Source organism: Pyruvatibacter sp., assembly GCF_040219635.1.
GTDB lineage: Bacteria > Pseudomonadota > Alphaproteobacteria > CGMCC-115125 > CGMCC-115125 > Pyruvatibacter.
Map to the genome: position 1 here is coordinate 1 of NZ_JAVJSC010000003.1, position 15,304 is coordinate 15,304.

Annotated in this window: 11 protein-coding genes; 7 read left to right on the forward strand and 4 right to left on the reverse strand. The window is 66.3% G+C overall.

All coding sequences use genetic code 11. The features are described from left to right. Positions 1–404: 404 nt before the first annotated feature. Complete coding sequence (locus tag RIB87_RS03420; RefSeq protein ID WP_350143543.1) at positions 405–887, reverse strand: NHL repeat-containing protein; 483 nt, start codon at positions 885–887, stop codon at positions 405–407. Between the two features lie 124 nt (positions 888–1,011). Between RIB87_RS03420 and dprA the strand changes: the two genes are divergently transcribed. Both dprA and lexA read left to right on the forward strand, forming a co-directional pair. Next, positions 1,012–2,190, forward strand: a complete 1,179-nt coding sequence (gene dprA, locus RIB87_RS03425) for a DNA-processing protein DprA (protein ID WP_350143545.1) — start codon at positions 1,012–1,014, stop codon at positions 2,188–2,190. A 922-nt stretch (positions 2,191–3,112) separates the two neighbouring features. After that, the gene (lexA, locus tag RIB87_RS03430) at positions 3,113–3,730 is read left to right on the forward strand and encodes a transcriptional repressor LexA (RefSeq protein WP_350143547.1); all 618 of its coding nucleotides are present in this window, start codon (positions 3,113–3,115) and stop codon (positions 3,728–3,730) included. A gap of 1,035 nt (positions 3,731–4,765) precedes the next feature. Here the strand turns inward: lexA and RIB87_RS03435 are convergent. After that, positions 4,766–7,570, reverse strand: a complete 2,805-nt coding sequence (locus RIB87_RS03435) for a C39 family peptidase (protein WP_350143549.1) — start codon at positions 7,568–7,570, stop codon at positions 4,766–4,768. Between the two features lie 166 nt (positions 7,571–7,736). On the opposite strand from RIB87_RS03435, the gene RIB87_RS03440 reads away from it, so the two are divergent. Together RIB87_RS03440 and RIB87_RS03445 are read left to right on the forward strand one after the other, a co-directional pair. Then, positions 7,737–8,228 (forward strand): ECF-type sigma factor, encoded by a 492-nt coding sequence (locus RIB87_RS03440; protein ID WP_350143551.1) that lies wholly within the window; start codon positions 7,737–7,739, stop codon positions 8,226–8,228. Further along, positions 8,228–10,459, forward strand: coding sequence for a serine/threonine-protein kinase (locus RIB87_RS03445; RefSeq protein WP_350143553.1), 2,232 nt, complete (start codon positions 8,228–8,230; stop codon positions 10,457–10,459). The genes RIB87_RS03440 and RIB87_RS03445 overlap by 1 nt, the downstream gene beginning before the upstream one ends. A gap of 41 nt (positions 10,460–10,500) precedes the next feature. Here the strand turns inward: RIB87_RS03445 and RIB87_RS03450 are convergent, their stop codons facing one another. Beyond that, positions 10,501–10,857: a nuclear transport factor 2 family protein gene (locus RIB87_RS03450; protein WP_350143555.1), complete on the reverse strand. Its 357-nt coding sequence runs from the start codon at positions 10,855–10,857 to the stop codon at positions 10,501–10,503. After that, positions 10,854–11,489, reverse strand: coding sequence for an SAM-dependent methyltransferase (locus tag RIB87_RS03455; protein ID WP_350143557.1), 636 nt, complete (start codon positions 11,487–11,489; stop codon positions 10,854–10,856). Before RIB87_RS03455 ends, RIB87_RS03450 begins: the two co-directional genes overlap by 4 nt. Before the next feature lie 361 nt (positions 11,490–11,850). On the opposite strand from RIB87_RS03455, the gene RIB87_RS03460 reads away from it, so the two are divergent. From RIB87_RS03460 to RIB87_RS03470, 3 genes are read left to right on the forward strand one after another with little or no spacing between them, the layout of a single operon-like run. Continuing rightward, positions 11,851–13,284: an efflux RND transporter periplasmic adaptor subunit gene (locus RIB87_RS03460; protein WP_350143559.1), complete on the forward strand. Its 1,434-nt coding sequence runs from the start codon at positions 11,851–11,853 to the stop codon at positions 13,282–13,284. Next, positions 13,281–14,060 carry an ABC transporter ATP-binding protein gene (locus RIB87_RS03465; protein WP_350143561.1) on the forward strand — a complete coding sequence of 260 codons (780 nt, stop codon included), beginning with the start codon at positions 13,281–13,283 and terminating at the stop codon, positions 14,058–14,060. The genes RIB87_RS03460 and RIB87_RS03465 overlap by 4 nt, the downstream gene beginning before the upstream one ends. Further along, the gene (locus RIB87_RS03470) at positions 14,057–15,295 is read left to right on the forward strand and encodes an ABC transporter permease (protein ID WP_350143563.1); all 1,239 of its coding nucleotides are present in this window, start codon (positions 14,057–14,059) and stop codon (positions 15,293–15,295) included. The genes RIB87_RS03465 and RIB87_RS03470 overlap by 4 nt, the downstream gene beginning before the upstream one ends. The last annotated feature ends 9 nt before the right edge of the window (positions 15,296–15,304 follow it).

Consider the following 15,304-nt stretch of genomic DNA (forward strand, 5'->3'; position numbering starts at 1 on the left):
AGCGCTGCATCGGATGGCTCAAATGGTGCCGACGTGTCGCGACCCGATACGAGAAACTCGCCGAGAGCTACCTCGCCATGCTCAAGCTCGCAATGATCCAACGCTGCAACCGCTTGCTTGAGCCGTCAGACAGAACCTAGAGCGGCGCTAGGTCAACTGGAGCGGCGCCGTCGCGCACGCCCGCCGGATTCACTCCGGCGCGGCCGTGCGCAAGCGAGTGTGCGGCCGGAAGGCCGCTACGGAGCGACTGAAACTGCTCTAGAGCGGCATCGCGTCCACGGAAACGCTCCGATCGCGCACGCACGACGGATGTACGCCCGCGCGGCCGTGCGCATGTGAGTGTGCGACTGAAAGCACGCGACTGAGCAATTGAGACCACTCACGAGCACGGACGACGCGGGAACTCAATGATCGATAAACCCGTCCCGCGGCACGCGCCCCACGATCGCCCCGTTGCGGTCGAACGCCGTCACCTGACCCGCCCACGGCTGACGCGTGTTGCCATCCTCCTTGTAGGACGCCAGTCGCGCCCGCAATTGACCCTCCGGCGAATACACCTGCACTTCACCGGACGCATTGATCTCCGCGCGGATCTCACCGCCACGGTCAAGCATCTGCGTCAGACCGCCGCCGGACCCGAGACCGAACGCGATCATCGGCCGCCCCCGCGCGTCGAAGATCGTCGCCGCCCCGCCGTGGTCCGTCTGCGTGAAGACCGCCATCACGCGATCGTGGTCATCGACGACCCGGAACTCCTTGGCCGCGACCGTTTCGAACTTCGTCACGTCCGTCGGCTTCGACGACTGAGCCGCCCCGCCGATCAGAAGCCCCGCCGCGAAGACGCCGCCCCCCACCGCCACGCCACGCCAGAAATCGCTCCTCTTCATGCCATCGCTCCTTTCAAGCGCAACACAGCCCGGCGCGGACGACCCGCGACCACGCCGTCAGACGCGCGGACGCCCGCGCAGGTTCCACCTCCCCTTCGCGCCCTGATCACGCTATGCTGACCGCATGAAGACTTCCGGGGAAACGACGGTCAATCTGCGCCTGCTCCAACTCACGCGCGCTCGCGGCGTCGGTCCCATCCTGGGCCGCCGACTCCTCGAGACGTTCGGGTCCGCCGATGCCGCGGTCGAGGCCTCCGAGGCGGCGCTTCGCGCCATTCGGGGCGTCGGACGTCGAAAAGCCGCGGACCTCAGACGCGCCCTCCACGACGCCGAAGCGGTCGCCCGAGCCGAGATCGACGCCGCGAGCGAGCGCGGCGTGCGATTCCTGACCGGCGACGACGAGGCGTACCCCGATCTCCTCGCCGAACTGCCCGACGCCCCGCTGATCCTCAGCGTACGAGGCCGATTGCGGCCGCACGACCAACCCGCGTGGCCCGTCGCGATCGTCGGATCGCGTCGGTGTACGCCCTACGGCGTCGAACAGGCCGAGCGATTCGCTGCGACGCTCGCGACCGCCGGACTCACGGTCGTCTCAGGCGGCGCGCGGGGCGTGGATACGGCGGCCCACCGGGCGTGCCTGCGGGCGGAGGGACACACCATCGCCGTCCTCGGCTGCGGCCTCGGACGCTGCTATCCGCCGGAGAATCGCGATCTCTTCGACGCCATCGTCGCCAACGGCGGCGCGATCGTCAGCGAATTGCCGCTGGAGACGACGCCCGCGCCGGAGAACTTTCCCGCGCGAAACCGAATCATCTCGGGGCTGAGCCTCGGGGTCCTCGTCGTCGAAGCGCCCAAGCGATCCGGCGCCCTGATCACGGCCCGGATCGCGCTGGAGGAGCACGGCCGGGACGTCGCGGCGATCCCCGGGCGGGTCTCCGATGTCGCCGCGGCCGGCGCGAACGGGCTCATCAAGTCCGGCGAGGCCGCCCTCGTCGAAACGGCCCGCGACGTCATCGACCTGCTGGAGACGCCCGCCCGTCATCGAATGATGGGCCGACACGACACACGCTACGCCCCGGCGCCCCTGCCTGCCGACCAACCGACCCCGCCCCGCCCCAGGGTGGATCCGTCAACCCTCTCGCCGGTGCAGCGGCAGATTCTCGATCTCCTGGAGTCGCCGCGTTCGCTGGATGAACTGGTCCGGCGCACGGACGCCCCCCCGTCGGAGTTGCTGCCGGCCCTCACAATGCTGGAAATGCGGCAGTTGGTTCGTCGGGCCGGCGGCGCCTTCGAGCGTCTGTGACCCCTGATCCGGGCATGGACGCCGATGCCGCACCCCACTGTGAGACCACAGGAAGGGGTCTCCCCAACCGCCCCCGAAAAACTTTTGCCAAACCCCTTGCCGTGCGGCCACTGATTGGGTATCGTACGCCAAACACTGCTTTGTCTGGATTTTGGCAACGCAACAGTCAGCAAACACCGAGGCCTGCGGACGGCCTCGGAGCGCGTCCGGAGGGACGTGCAGACCACGGAAGGCGGCGAACGATGGCTTCGGGATCACGACACCAACGCGGCGAGATGCGGGCGAAGGCTCTGCGGCGCGGCGTTCGGGCGTGGGCTGATCCGTCGATCGTTCATCCGACCGTGGCGACCAAGCAACACCTCGACGGGTCCACTGCGCGGCGGAGTCCGGCAGCACGAACTTCTCCGTCGGCGCGATGCGTCGGCGTGGCGGTCGTTGCTCGTCCTCTCGACTGCGAGGTTGGTCATGGGTGATCTGTCTCCGATTCTTCGACTCGGTCCCGGCGGCGACTTCCGTCGGGTCTGGGCGTCCGACGACGCCGGGCGTCTTCACGCCTGTGATGAGGCGTCCGATCGCGACGCGTCTTCCGGCGGCCGCTGGTTTGGTCGGCGGCGCTCGCGAGATCGCGTCGCCGCCGTCGCGACCGGCTCGGACGCGGTGGAGTTGTCGGCCCCGGCCATCGCGGCCGGCGCCTGGCTCGCCGCGTCCCGTGTGTTGGATATGCAAAGCGCCGCCAACGCGGCGACCGGGCGCCTTGTGCGTCAGTTGATGGAGCGAGCGAGCGTGCGTGGAGCGTCCGCGTCGTCGTCTCGCCTGTGTTTCGCGGGATCGACCGTCGCCTGCGAAGCGTCCTCCCGACCGGGCGCACGCTCGAGTTCGCGTCCTCTGAACACCTTCCCCCTCGACGGAATGGAGTGCTCCAATGAACCTCACGCCGAAGCAACTCAAGATTCTTCAGCTCATCCGCGACAGTCGGGTGCGTTGTGGCTATTCCCCGACCATGCAGGAACTCGCCGATCAGCTCGGCGTCAGCAAGGTCACGGTCTTCGAGCACGTCGAGGCGCTCATCAAGAAGGGCGCGCTCACGCGCGAGCCGAACAAGGCACGCTCTTTGTCCATTGCTGAAGGAGTCGCACTTCCCGACGAGGAGCAGCCGCTGCGCTTCCCGCTCGTCGGGAAGATAGCCGCGGGCTACCCCATCGAGAAGTTCGAGAACCGCGATCAGCTTGACCTCACCGACCTCTTCGGCCCGGCCATGGGACACGTCAACGCGACGTTCGCCCTGCGCGTGGACGGCGACTCGATGCGCGACGAAGGCATCTTCGACGGCGACTACGTGATCGTCGAGCGCAAGGAGTCCGCCCACAATGGCCAGCGCGTCGTCGCCCTGCTCCCCAACGGCGAGACGACCCTCAAGACCTACTACAAGGAAGACGACCACATCCGCCTCCAGCCCGCAAACCCTGATTTCGAGCCGATCCGCGTCAAGGACTGCAAGATCCAGGGCATCGTCGTGGGCGTGCTGCGCCGGTACGAATGAGACGGTCCGCTCCCGCCGCACTCCGAACGCGGCGGCGACCGGCCGAATCAGTGAATGCGACCGCCCCGAAGGGTGCGCCCGCGCGATGGCGTGGTTCATCGAGTGTAGTTCATCGGATGTGATTCTTCGGGCGTGGTTCGTCGAGTGTGGTTCTTCGGGCGTGGTTCGTCGAGTGTGGTTCGTCGGCGACAACATCCAACACAAGTCGCGCGGCGCAGGCCGCGGGCGGCGTGGGTGATGCGACTCGCCCGGGGCGCGGGACGCGCGGGAGTCGGGCGTGATGCGACTTGCCCGGGGACGCGTGCGTGTTTGCGATTCGCGCGGGGCGCGGGGCGCGGGGCGCGTGGGGTGATTGACGCAGGGTGCGGGCGCATGCTGTTTTGCGATTCGCGCGGTGCGGGGCGCGTGGGGCAATTGACGCAGGGTGCGGGCGCGTGCTGTTTTGCGATTCGCGCGGGGTGCGATTGACACGGGGTGCGGGCGCGTGCTGTTTTGCGATTCGCGCGGGGTGCGGGGCGCGTGGGGTGATTGACGCAGGGTGCGGGCGCATGCTGTTTTGCGATTCGCGCGGGGTGCGGGCGCAATAGGGCTCGCCCGGCGCGGGGTGCGACTGACGCGGGGTGCGGGCGCGTGCGTGTCTGCGATTCGCGCGGGGTGCGGGGCCAGAGATGCGATTGACGCGGGGTGCAGGTGATGGGGTTCGCGGGCGACGCGCGCACGATTGGCTCGGACGGCTCTTGAGCGCCGAAATGGCCCGGGTCGCCCCCCGGGGGGGGCGGGCGCGGGGGGGGCGGGGGGTGCGAGGGGAGCGGCGCATGGCGATGGTCGGCACGGTGACGCACGGAAGGCCGGGCCGCTCTCAAAGCGGAAGACGCCGTGTGCCGCGCAGGGCGCAGACCGCATCGCGAATGACCTGCCTCCCAAGGGCAGTCGCGCGCAAGCACGCCGGGCTTGCCGTCTGATGCAGGCCCCACCGCCCATGTGCGATGGGGCCTGACGGACCACGGGGCCGTCCGTCTCAAGCGCCCGGTCAGTTCACTCTGTGCCCGTGCACACGTTCCCCCAGTTGGCGAGCACGAGATTCAGGTCGTCGAAGTCCACGAAGCCGTCGCCGGTGACATCGCCGAATTGACCGGGCGGCACAAAGTTCGTCCAATGCGCCAGCACCAGATTCAGATCGTCGAAGTCAACAACGCCATTCCCGTCCGCGTCCCCCGGGCACGCCGGCGGCGCCTGCACAAAAATCTTCGCCCCCGTGCCGAAGGGCGTGTCCGGGATGAACGCCTGAATGAACTCGATGCCGGGCGCCAGCGGAACGAACTGGGCGATGGCCTGACCATTGATGTTCGTGATCAACGTCGTGTCCCCACCGCCCGGCGACACCTGACCATTCAGAAACTGGATGTTGCCGGACGGCGCGGTGAAGACAATCGGCACCTCCGGTTGCGGCAATCCGTTCGCACCTGTCTCAACAACCATCGTCACCACGTCACCCACATCCGGATCAAACGGCGTCACGGAAATCAGGTCGAGCCACTCCGGGGGATAGATGCAGAACCAGCACGTCTGCGGATCAATGCAGTCCGGGATCGACACCAGGTTGTCGTCGAGCACATCCACCGTCAGGTGGAAGATGCCCGCCTCCGGGCAGTTGTGCACGACCTGATCATTGGCGCCGCCGACGATGTCGGTGGTGAACGCGCCGGTGTGACCCAGCCCGTCGCCATCGGACCGGTTCGGACAGTCCGGACCCACCTCGTAGTTGTACGTCGAGACAAAGTGATACGTCCGTGTTGGCGGATCGATCAGCGTGACGTCGTCGCCCACGAAATACACCAGCCGGTCCACGCCGACGCTGATCTCCGAGTCCGTCGCATCGAACATGCACGTCTCGAACGGATCCGGGTTGTGGCCGTCGCCGTCCGTGTCCTCGCCGCCGTCGAAGTCCCCGTCGCCGCCGGTCATCATGTGCGTGTCGGAATCGCAGTCGCCTTCGGCCCGCAGCATGTCGCCGTCAATGTCGGGGAACATGAGCGCGTCGTTGTTGTGTCCCGCGTGGTAAGTGTCGTGAAAGACGTAGTTGCGGATGTCACTCTTGTCGGCGACCTGGTCGTCGTCCGAGTCTGTGTCATTGTGCACGCAGTCGAAGTTTCGCGGCATTTGCTCGTCGAAGTCCACGATCCCGTCGCCGTCGCCGTCGTTGGTGACGGCCGCTTCCTGGTTGCGCCCCATGATCGCGCCCGCCGGGAGCGTGAAGTACCCGCCGGCGCCCCACCCCGCGCCGTCCGGCTGCCACGTTCCGTGAGCGAACCATGATCGCGTCCCCGGCCACGGGTTGGCGATTTCGACGAGTTGCGCAACGACCGAGCCATCGGCGATGTTCGTCACCTCGGCGTAGCCGTGCAGCACGGTCGCGTGATTCCGTCCGTCGATGTACACCGGGCGGCCCGCGTCCACTTCCGTCTTGATCGTCGCGAACGTCGGCTTCCCGGCGGTGCGGGTGATGGCGCCCGCGCCGAGTTGCAGCGCCCACGCGTATGCCGCGGACCGCTGGTTGAGGAACGTGCCGCTGTTGTGCCCGAGGTCCCCCTCCGGCTCCGCGGTGCTGGCGTTGAACATGCGATAGGAAACGCGATCCTGCGACATGTCGCCGCCGTAGCGGTTGTTGACCATCGCGATGGAGGCCCGTGAGCAGTACCACGAGCAGTGCTCGCAATTCGGCACGTGCGCGACCGTCTGTGCGTGCGTGCCGTCCCACGGTCCGTTGGCGCCGACCGTCTCGGAGCAGCCCGGTCGGGCGTCGGTGTCGCCATTGCGCAGCGTGTTGTTCCAGACGCAGAGGATCTGCGTGTCCTTGTGCTGAATGAGGGGCGTGAATGAGGGCACGGATCCGGTGCTGATCATGAAGCCTCGGTCCTGGCCGTCGCCGCGGGTGATGGGCGCGTCCCACAGGCGGAGGAACGTCCATGCGGGTCCGCCGTCGCGCGGCTGTCCGGCGATGGTCGGCGTCACGCGCCAGTGCCAGACGCCGTCGGCGAGTCCGGCGACCGCCGCGCTGGTTGTGCCGGGCGTGTTCACGGATGCGTCCACGGAACCGAACGCGGGATCGTCATCGATCTCCAGCAGGTAGTTCGTGGCGCCGGGCACGGCGTTCCACTCGAGCGTGTCCTCACCGTCGAGCATCGCGGCGCCCTGCGGCGGCTCGAACTGGATCGGGTTCGACATGGACTGCAGGCTGCCGGTGGTCTGATACGCGCCCCAGTCGAGGCCGCGCCAATCGGTGGCGTCGTCGTTGTCGAGTCCGTCGATGTGGCGCGCGAGGAAGTTGAGCGCGGATCCGGCGAGCGTCACCGCGTCGTTGAGCGGCCAGATGCCGGCGATGTCCGCCTCGACGTGCGCGGCGCCGACGGGCGCGAGGCCGTCCGGCGACCACGCGACGTAGTCCGCGATGGCGGCGACCCCGGGATCGCCGGGGTAGTACGCGCAGCCGTCGCTGAGATCGAGGTCCGAGGGCGGCCCGGCGTGCCAGGTGCCCTCGCCATCGGTGAAGTCGAGGTCATCGACGCCGTTGTCGAAGACGACGAGCAGGTGGGAGTCGGGCGGCATGGTGACGACCCCGAAGCGTGCGATCTCGTTCTTGTCGGCGTCGGTGAGGGCGTGATCGAAGAGATCGGCCGGCCCCGCGGTCCCGTTGAAGAGTTCGACGGCGACGGGCAGTTCGCCCCCCTGCGGACTGACGCCGCCGGAGAGTTGAACTTCGTTGATGACGACCTGCGCAGAGGCGCCGGACGCGGCCGCGACGATCGCGACGACCACGGAAAGGTTCTCGGACATCCGCATGGCTGAACTCCCAGTTGTTGACGGCCCATCGAAGAGCCCTCATTGTGGGGGATCGGCGCGGCGGATCCAAGAACAAAGTTCTGAGCGCAGGTTGTGGGCCGTTCCGGAAGGGGTGGACGGTATAAATGCACCTATGGCGTCAGAGGGCCCGATTCCGGCATCGCTTGTGACCGACATCCGTCGGCAGCTGCACCACATTGCGGAGCAGCATTTTCGCGGCGAGCGGTCCGGTCACACGCTTCAACCGACGGCGATCGCCAACGAGGTCTGGATTCGGCTGCTGGCGCAGGATGAGCTTCATTTCGAGCATCCCGCGGCGTTCAAGGCGTGGGCGTCGATGGCGGTGCGGCACATTCTCGTGGATCACGCCCGGCGCAAGATGGCCAAGAAGCGTGGCGGCGATCGAACGCGCGTCGCCCTGACGGATCAGGCGGCGGCCGACGACATCGATGTGCTGGCGTTGAATGACGCGCTGGAGGCGTTGCAGGACGCACATGAGCGTTCCGCGCGTGTCGTGGAAATGCGCTTCTTCGGTGGCATGACTGATGCGGAGATTGCCGCGGAACTCGGCGTGTCGGATCGGACGGTCCGAAACGACTGGCGATTCGCCCGCGGCTGGCTCCGTGACGCGCTTGCGGAGGATCAGAAGGCGCCCTGATGAATCGTGTGCAGCAGATCCGCGCATTGTTCGGCACGGTGGTGGACCTGCCTACGGAGGCGCAGTCCGAGGCGCTTGACGTGCGCGCCAACGACGATCCCGAGTTGGTCGCTGAGGTTCGGCGGCTTCTGCGGGCGTCCGAGCAGGCGTCGGAGGAGGGATTCCTCGCCGAACCGCTGCTCGGCTCGGGGATCATCCCGGGCGACCGACCGGTGGCGGAAGCACGTCCGGACGTTCCCGGCTATGAACTGATCGATCGCCTGGGGTCGGGGAGTACGGGCGCCGTGTACCGGGGGCGGTCCATCTCGCCGCTTCAACGCGAACTTGCCGTGAAGGTGCTTCGACCGGGATTGAGCGAGCAGGCCCGCATCCGATTTGAACGTGAGCAGCAGATGCTCACGCAGATCAATCATCCCGGGGTCGCCCAGGTGTACGACGCCGGGATGACGGATGACGGTCGCCCGTTCGTGGCGGTCGAGTTGATTGATGGACAGCCGATCACCTCGCACGCATCGGCGCACGGTCTGACGGTGGAGGAGCGCCTTGCGGTCATGCAGGCCGTGTGTGAGGCGGTGCACCACATTCACTCGAAGGGCATTCTCCATCGGGATCTGAAACCCGAGAACATTCTTGTCGCGACGTCCGACGGCGAGCATGCGCCGAAGGTGATTGACTTCGGCGCCTCCATCGTGATCGACGACGACGCGGCGGCGCAGACGCTGGGGACGCGGATCGTCGGCACGGTCGCGTACATGGCGCCGGAGCAGCTCGAGTCGCACGGACGCGGCGACCTCAGGATGGACATCTTCTCGCTCGGCGTGATTCTCTTTGAGTTGGTCGCCGGGTCTCATCCGTTCGGCGGGCGCACTGAACCGCTCGGCGCGGTGGTTCGCGGCATTCAGGAGGCGCCGCTTCCCCGGCTCGACCGTCGCGTTCCACATGGCCGCGATTTGAACGCCGTGCTCGCCGCGGCGTGCGATAAGGATCCGAACCGGAGGTATCCCTCCGCGCAGCACCTTGCGGACGAGTTGCGCCGGATCCTTGCGGGTCGTCCGGTGGAGGCTTCGTCGCCGGGCGTGTTCAGTCATGTCTGCGCCGCTGGTCGTCGTCATCCCGGGCTGGCTGCCGCGAGCGTGCTGGTGCTTGTTCTGGTGGCGACATTGAGCGTCGGTCTCGTGTTGGCGAACCGGGAGAGCAATCGGCAGCGTGAAGCGATGCGTGAGACGGTCACGGTGCTTGTTGATCGCGTTCTCGAGGAGATCAATGAACTGTCCGGCGCGCATGATGCGCGTGAGCGTCTTGCGCGGCTGCTTCTCTCGCGACTTGACGCCATGTCGCCGGGAGCGGATCGAGACGAGTATTACCTTCAGCGTTCGCGCGTGCTCACCACGCTCAGTGCGATTCAGCTTGACCGGCGCGAGATCGACGCGGCGATCGAGAACCGACTGATCGCGCTGTCTGAATTCGAGAGTCATTTCGGCGCGGATCCGACCTCGCGCGTTGCGCGGGAGGAACGCATCCGCCTGACGATCCTGCTCGGTGATGCGTACAACGCCGACAAGCGCCGGGCGGAGGCGTTTGATGCGTACGAGGCGGCGCATGCGTCGATCATGGATGCGTTGGCCGCGTCGCCGGATGATGCGTCATGGCTCGATGGTCTGTGCTGGAGTTACGAGCGGCTCACGCCGTTCCTGGTGGATTCGGATCTTGATGCGGCGTTGCGCAATTGCCGCGAGCGTCTGCGCGTGGCCCGGTCGCTGCATGATGCGGCCCCGGAGAACAGGCTGCGTCTCTTCAGCGTCGGATGCGCGGAGACGTGGTTGGGGCGGGTTCACTTTCTTCGCGGCGATCACGACGCCGCCCTCGACATGAGCCGGCGAGCCGTGGAGACTCTGGGCGCGGCGGTGGACGCCGAGTACGACCGATTCGCGTTCCGGTCGCGCTGGATCATCGCGAAGACGCATCTGGCATTCACACTGCTCGCGATGCGCTCGCCGGACGCGTTCGCGGCTCTGGAGGATGCGCGCTGGTCGGCGGTCCGGCTGATGGACGAGAACCCGGATTCCTACATCGCGACGAGTCACCTCAGAGCAATTCTGAACGTCGGCGCCGTCGCGCCTCCCGACGTCGTTCCCGCGCATGCGGCCGAGGCGTATCGCGACGCATTGATTGCGATCGGATTCGATCCGCCGCCGCCATCCAAGGCGCCCGCGTGGCTGGTTGAGCCGTAGTCGCGGCGACTTCGCCGATCAATGCGACATAGCCGTCTCCGTCAGGACTCGTCCCGCACGGGCGTGCCCTGATTGAACGTCAGTCGCCATGCCCCGCCGCGGCGGGTCCAGATGGACGAGCGCAGGGAGCGGCTGGGGCCGTCGCTCACGGTGTAGGTGGCGAGTGCGATGTCGGGGCTCAGCAGGCGGGCGGCGAAGTCGCCGTGCATGGTGAAGCGGCGGCCGTCGTCCTTGGCCGCGGCGAGCCAGTCGATGACGTCGGCCTTGGTGTGGACGCGACCGGAGGCGCCGAATTCGACGAAGGCGTCGTCGAGCAGGGCGTTGAGCGCGTCGGCGTCGGCGCGGATCTCGGGGGAGAGGAGGCGTTCTTCGAGGGCGCGGATCTCGTCGGGGTTCATGCGTCGGCGTCCCTCGGTTTCGGCGTGTCGTCGTCGCGTCGATCGGGGTGGCGGTAGTAGTGGGCGATGACGTACATCTCGCGAGAGACGTCGCGGCTGGCCTTGGGCTTGAAGCCCTTGACTTTGCCGAAGTGTCGCTGGCAGCGTTTGAGGAGGCCGGGGTACTCGGCGCCTTCGAAGACCTTCATCACGAGGACGCCGTTGTGGCGGAGGAGGGTGGGGAGCGTTTCGAGGATGCGGTCGCAGAGCCGGACGGAGAGTTCGTGCTCGTTGAAGCCGGTGGTTTTGGGGGCCATGTCGGAGAGGACGGTCCCGAAGCCGCGGCCGGCGGCCTCGACGAGGTCTTCGGGTGGGTATTCGAAGACGTCTCCGACGAAGGTGCGCACGTTGTCGGGCATGGGGTGCCTGACGTCCTGGAGGTCGAGGCCGATGACGCGGCCGCGTGGGCCGACCAAGGGGGACGAGACCTGCAGCCACGCGCCGGGGGCGCATCCGAGGTCGAGGACGCGATCGCCCTTGCGGATGACGCTCTTGGCCTGTTGGATCTGGAGAAGTTTGTAGGCCGAGCGGGCGACGTACCCCTCCTGCTTGGCCTTTCGGAAGTATTCGTCGTGGAGAATTCTCTTTGCCATAAGGACGGTCAATCGTACCACTTGCGTCGGATTCGGAGTGCGGCGGCGAAATGGCGGGTGTGATTCCCCCAATATGACGGTCGGGGTGGCTGTCGGTCGCGTGTTTTGTCGCATGGAGGGCGTCCGGGGGTGTTCGGCGGCGAGGCGGCGTGTGAGAATGCGCTGATCGATGGGCTCTGCGGCACCGCCGGGAACGTCGTCGGCATCGGGGCCAAGGGGGACGGGGGGAGACGGGGGGGGGGGACGGGGCGACCGCGTCTGTTTTTGCGCGGATCGTGGTTCATGGATCGCGCCGATCCGGTCCGGTCGGCGCGCTCAGCGGTCGGTACCTCTGCGTCGGGAGATGCGTGTGCGTCGATTCATGCAGGTGATGAAGTGGATCCTCGGGATCGGAGTCGTCGTTCTGCTTGTCTGCGGCGGCGGTCTCGTCTTCCTCTTCCCGAAGATTCAGGATGCGATCGAAGCGCAGCGACTTGCGGGTATGAGTCCGCTGGTCGAGGTGCAGGAGGCGGAGAAGGGCGAGTTGATCCGGACGATCAGCGCGCCGGGCTCCGTGCGGCCGCGACGGGAGGTGAACATTTCGGCGCGTGTCTCGGCCAAGATTGACGAACTGCCATTTGAGGCGGGCGATCTTGTGCAGGCGGGGGATCTGGTCGTCCGGTTGGACGCGCGTGACCTCCAGGCGATTCTGGACGGAGCGAACGCGCGCAAGTTGGCTGACGAGGCGTCGCTGCTCGCGGCGGAGGCGTCGTTGATCGCGGAGCAGGCGTCGCTGAAGGGTCAGCGGTCCGGCCTCATCAATGCGGAGCAGGACTGGGAGCGCAACAAGCAACTCTTTGAGTCGGGCGACATCAGCGAATCGATCCTCGACGACTCGCGCACGGCGTGGGAGCAGGCTCAGGCGGCGTATGACGCACGGAAGGAGAGCCTGGAGGGGCTGCGGGCGAATGTCGCCGCGGCGGGCGCGCGGGTGAAGGTGGCCGAGGCGGAGGTCGAGCAGGCGAATGAGAATCTGAAGTATGCGACGATCTCGTCTCCGATCACGGGCTACATCACGGCATTGAACGCCGAGGTGGGCGAACTGGTCGTGACGGGCACGATGAACAACGCGGGGACGGTGATTCTGACGATCGCGGACCTGTCGGAGATGCTGGTCGAGGCGCGCCTGTCCGAGGTGGACGTGACGCGCGTAAAGCCGGGTCAGTCGGTGAAGGTGCAGGTCAACGGGTACGACGATGAATTCGACGGGACGTTGCGTCGGGTGGGCCTTCAGAGCCGGCCTTCGAATGACGGCACGACGTTCTTCGATGCGGAGGTCGTGCTTCACCTCGCAGACACGCAGCGGATGTTTGCGGGTCTGACGGCGAACATCGACATTGAGATTGAGCGATTGAACGAGATCCGGGTGCCGAGCCAGGCGGTGATGGACAAGCGTGTGGAGGAATTGCCGCAGGAGATCCGGGAGAATGAGTCACTGATCGATCCTGACGAGACGTTCGTGCAGGTGGTGTACGTCTATGACGGGGGCAAGGCGCAGGTTCGGCCTGTGGAGGTGGGCGGCGCGACGGTGACGGACACTGCGATCGTCGGCGGTCTGGAGTTGGGCGAGCAGGTGATCACGGGTCCGTTCAGCGTGCTTCAGACGTTGAGCCACGGCGATTCGGTTCGGACGGAGGACGCGGACGAGGGGGCGGACGACGCGGCGACGATCGCCGCGGATGATGAAACGCCTGATGAGCCTGCGGAGTCGGAATCCGACGTCGCGGCTGATTCGGGGGAGGAGGCGGCGACGTGACCATCGCCGTCCACGGGCTGACGAAGGTGTACAAGATGGGGACGGAGCGCGTTCACGCGCTGGCCGGGGTTGATTTCGAGGTCGGTGGGAACGAGTTTGTCGCGATCATGGGCGCGTCCGGATCGGGCAAGTCCACGTTGATGAACATTCTCGGCTGCCTCGACCGCGCCACCGCGGGTTCGTACGATCTCAACGGTCATCCGACGCACCGGATGTCGGCGGGTCAGTTGTCGCGGATCCGCAACGAGGAGATTGGTTTCGTCTTTCAGTCGTTCGAGTTATTGCCGCGGGCGACGGCGTTGAAGAACGTGCAGTTGCCGCTCCAGTATTCGCGTCGTTACTTCACGAGTTCGCGCAGTCGGGCGAAGATGGCGTTGGACCGCGTGGGTCTGGGCGATCGGATGGGTCACAAGCCGAACCAGATGTCGGGCGGTCAGCGTCAGCGTGTGGCGGTGGCTCGTGCGTTGGTGAATCGTCCGAGCATTCTGCTGGCGGACGAGCCGACGGGCAATCTTGACACGACGACGAGCGGTGAGATTCTCAATCTGTTTCACGAGTTGCACGACGAGGGTCAGACGATCGTGATGGTGACGCACGAGGAGGACATCGCGGGTCACGCGGACCGGATCGTTCGTCTTCGCGACGGGCGTGTGATGTCTGATTTGCCGCGGGGCGAGGATCCGATTCACCTGGCGTACATCCAGCGTGCGGCCGCGACGATGACGGATCGCGCCGAGCACGCCGGTCGCGTCGAGCACGGAGGCGCCGCGACATGATCGTGATCCGCATCATCTGGCAGACGCTCTTCTTCGCCCTGGCGCAGTTGCACGCGAACAAGATTCGTTCGTTGCTGACGATGCTGGGGATCATCATCGGCGTGTCGTCGATCACGCTGGTGATCGCGGCGGTGAATGGCCTGAATGACTGGGTGCTGAGTGAATTCGAGAGTTTCGGGGCGCGGAAGGTTGAGATCTGGGGCAGTCTGCCGGCGTCGCAGCGTGGCGTCATGAGTTGGGACACGGTGAAGCTCAAGCCGAGCGAAGCGGATCAGATGCGTGAGCACTGCGAGTTGATCGAGACGCTCGCGCTGTATGCGAACGTCCGTGCAAAGGTGCGGAGCGATCGCGAGCAGCTTGATTCCGTGACGGTCATCGGCGTGGAGCCTGAGTGGCTGGTGGTCAACGATCGGGAGGTGCTTCACGGTCGGCCGCTGAAGAAGCTGGACGATCTCGAGCAGTTGCAGGTGTGCATGATCAACGACACGGCGATCGATGAGTTGATGCTCGACGGCGTCGGCGTGGGCGAGTACATCTTCATTGACGAGCGTCGTTTTCTGATCGTCGGGGTTCTGGACACGGTTGAGTTCGGCGCGATGTTCGGCGCGGACACGGCGCGGTCGGAGGTGTACATTCCCTTCCGGACGACGTACAAGCTGCGCAACTGGCTGTGGCCCCAGATCACGGCGCGGATGAAGTCTTCGGACAACGTTGAGAACGCGAAGGCTGAGATCCGTTACGTGCTTCGTCGGATTCGCCAGCTCGGTCCGGAGGACGAGGACACGTTCGACATGTTCGTCTTCGAGCAGGTGCTTCAGCGGCTTCGGGGGATGGCGGCGGGATTGACGATGGTGGCGTCGGTGCTGGTGTCGATTTCGCTGCTGGTCGGCGGCGTAGGCATCATGAACATCATGCTGGTGTCGGTGAGTGAGCGGACGCGTGAGATTGGTCTACGCAAGGCGGTCGGCGCGCGTCCGGCGATCATTCTGATGCAGTTTCTGGTCGAGGCGATCGTGCTGTGCGTGGTCGGCGGGATCATCGGTCTCGTGCTGAGTCAGTCGATGCTGCTTGCCGCGTCCCAGATTCCCGACATGCCGATCACGAAGCTTGAGATTCCGACGTGGGCGATCGGCCTGTCGTTCTGTTTCTGCGCCGTGGTCGGCGTGGTCTTCGGCATGTGGCCGGCGATCAAGGCCGCGAGTCTGGACCCCATCGAGGCCCTTCGACATGAGTGAACCGATCCC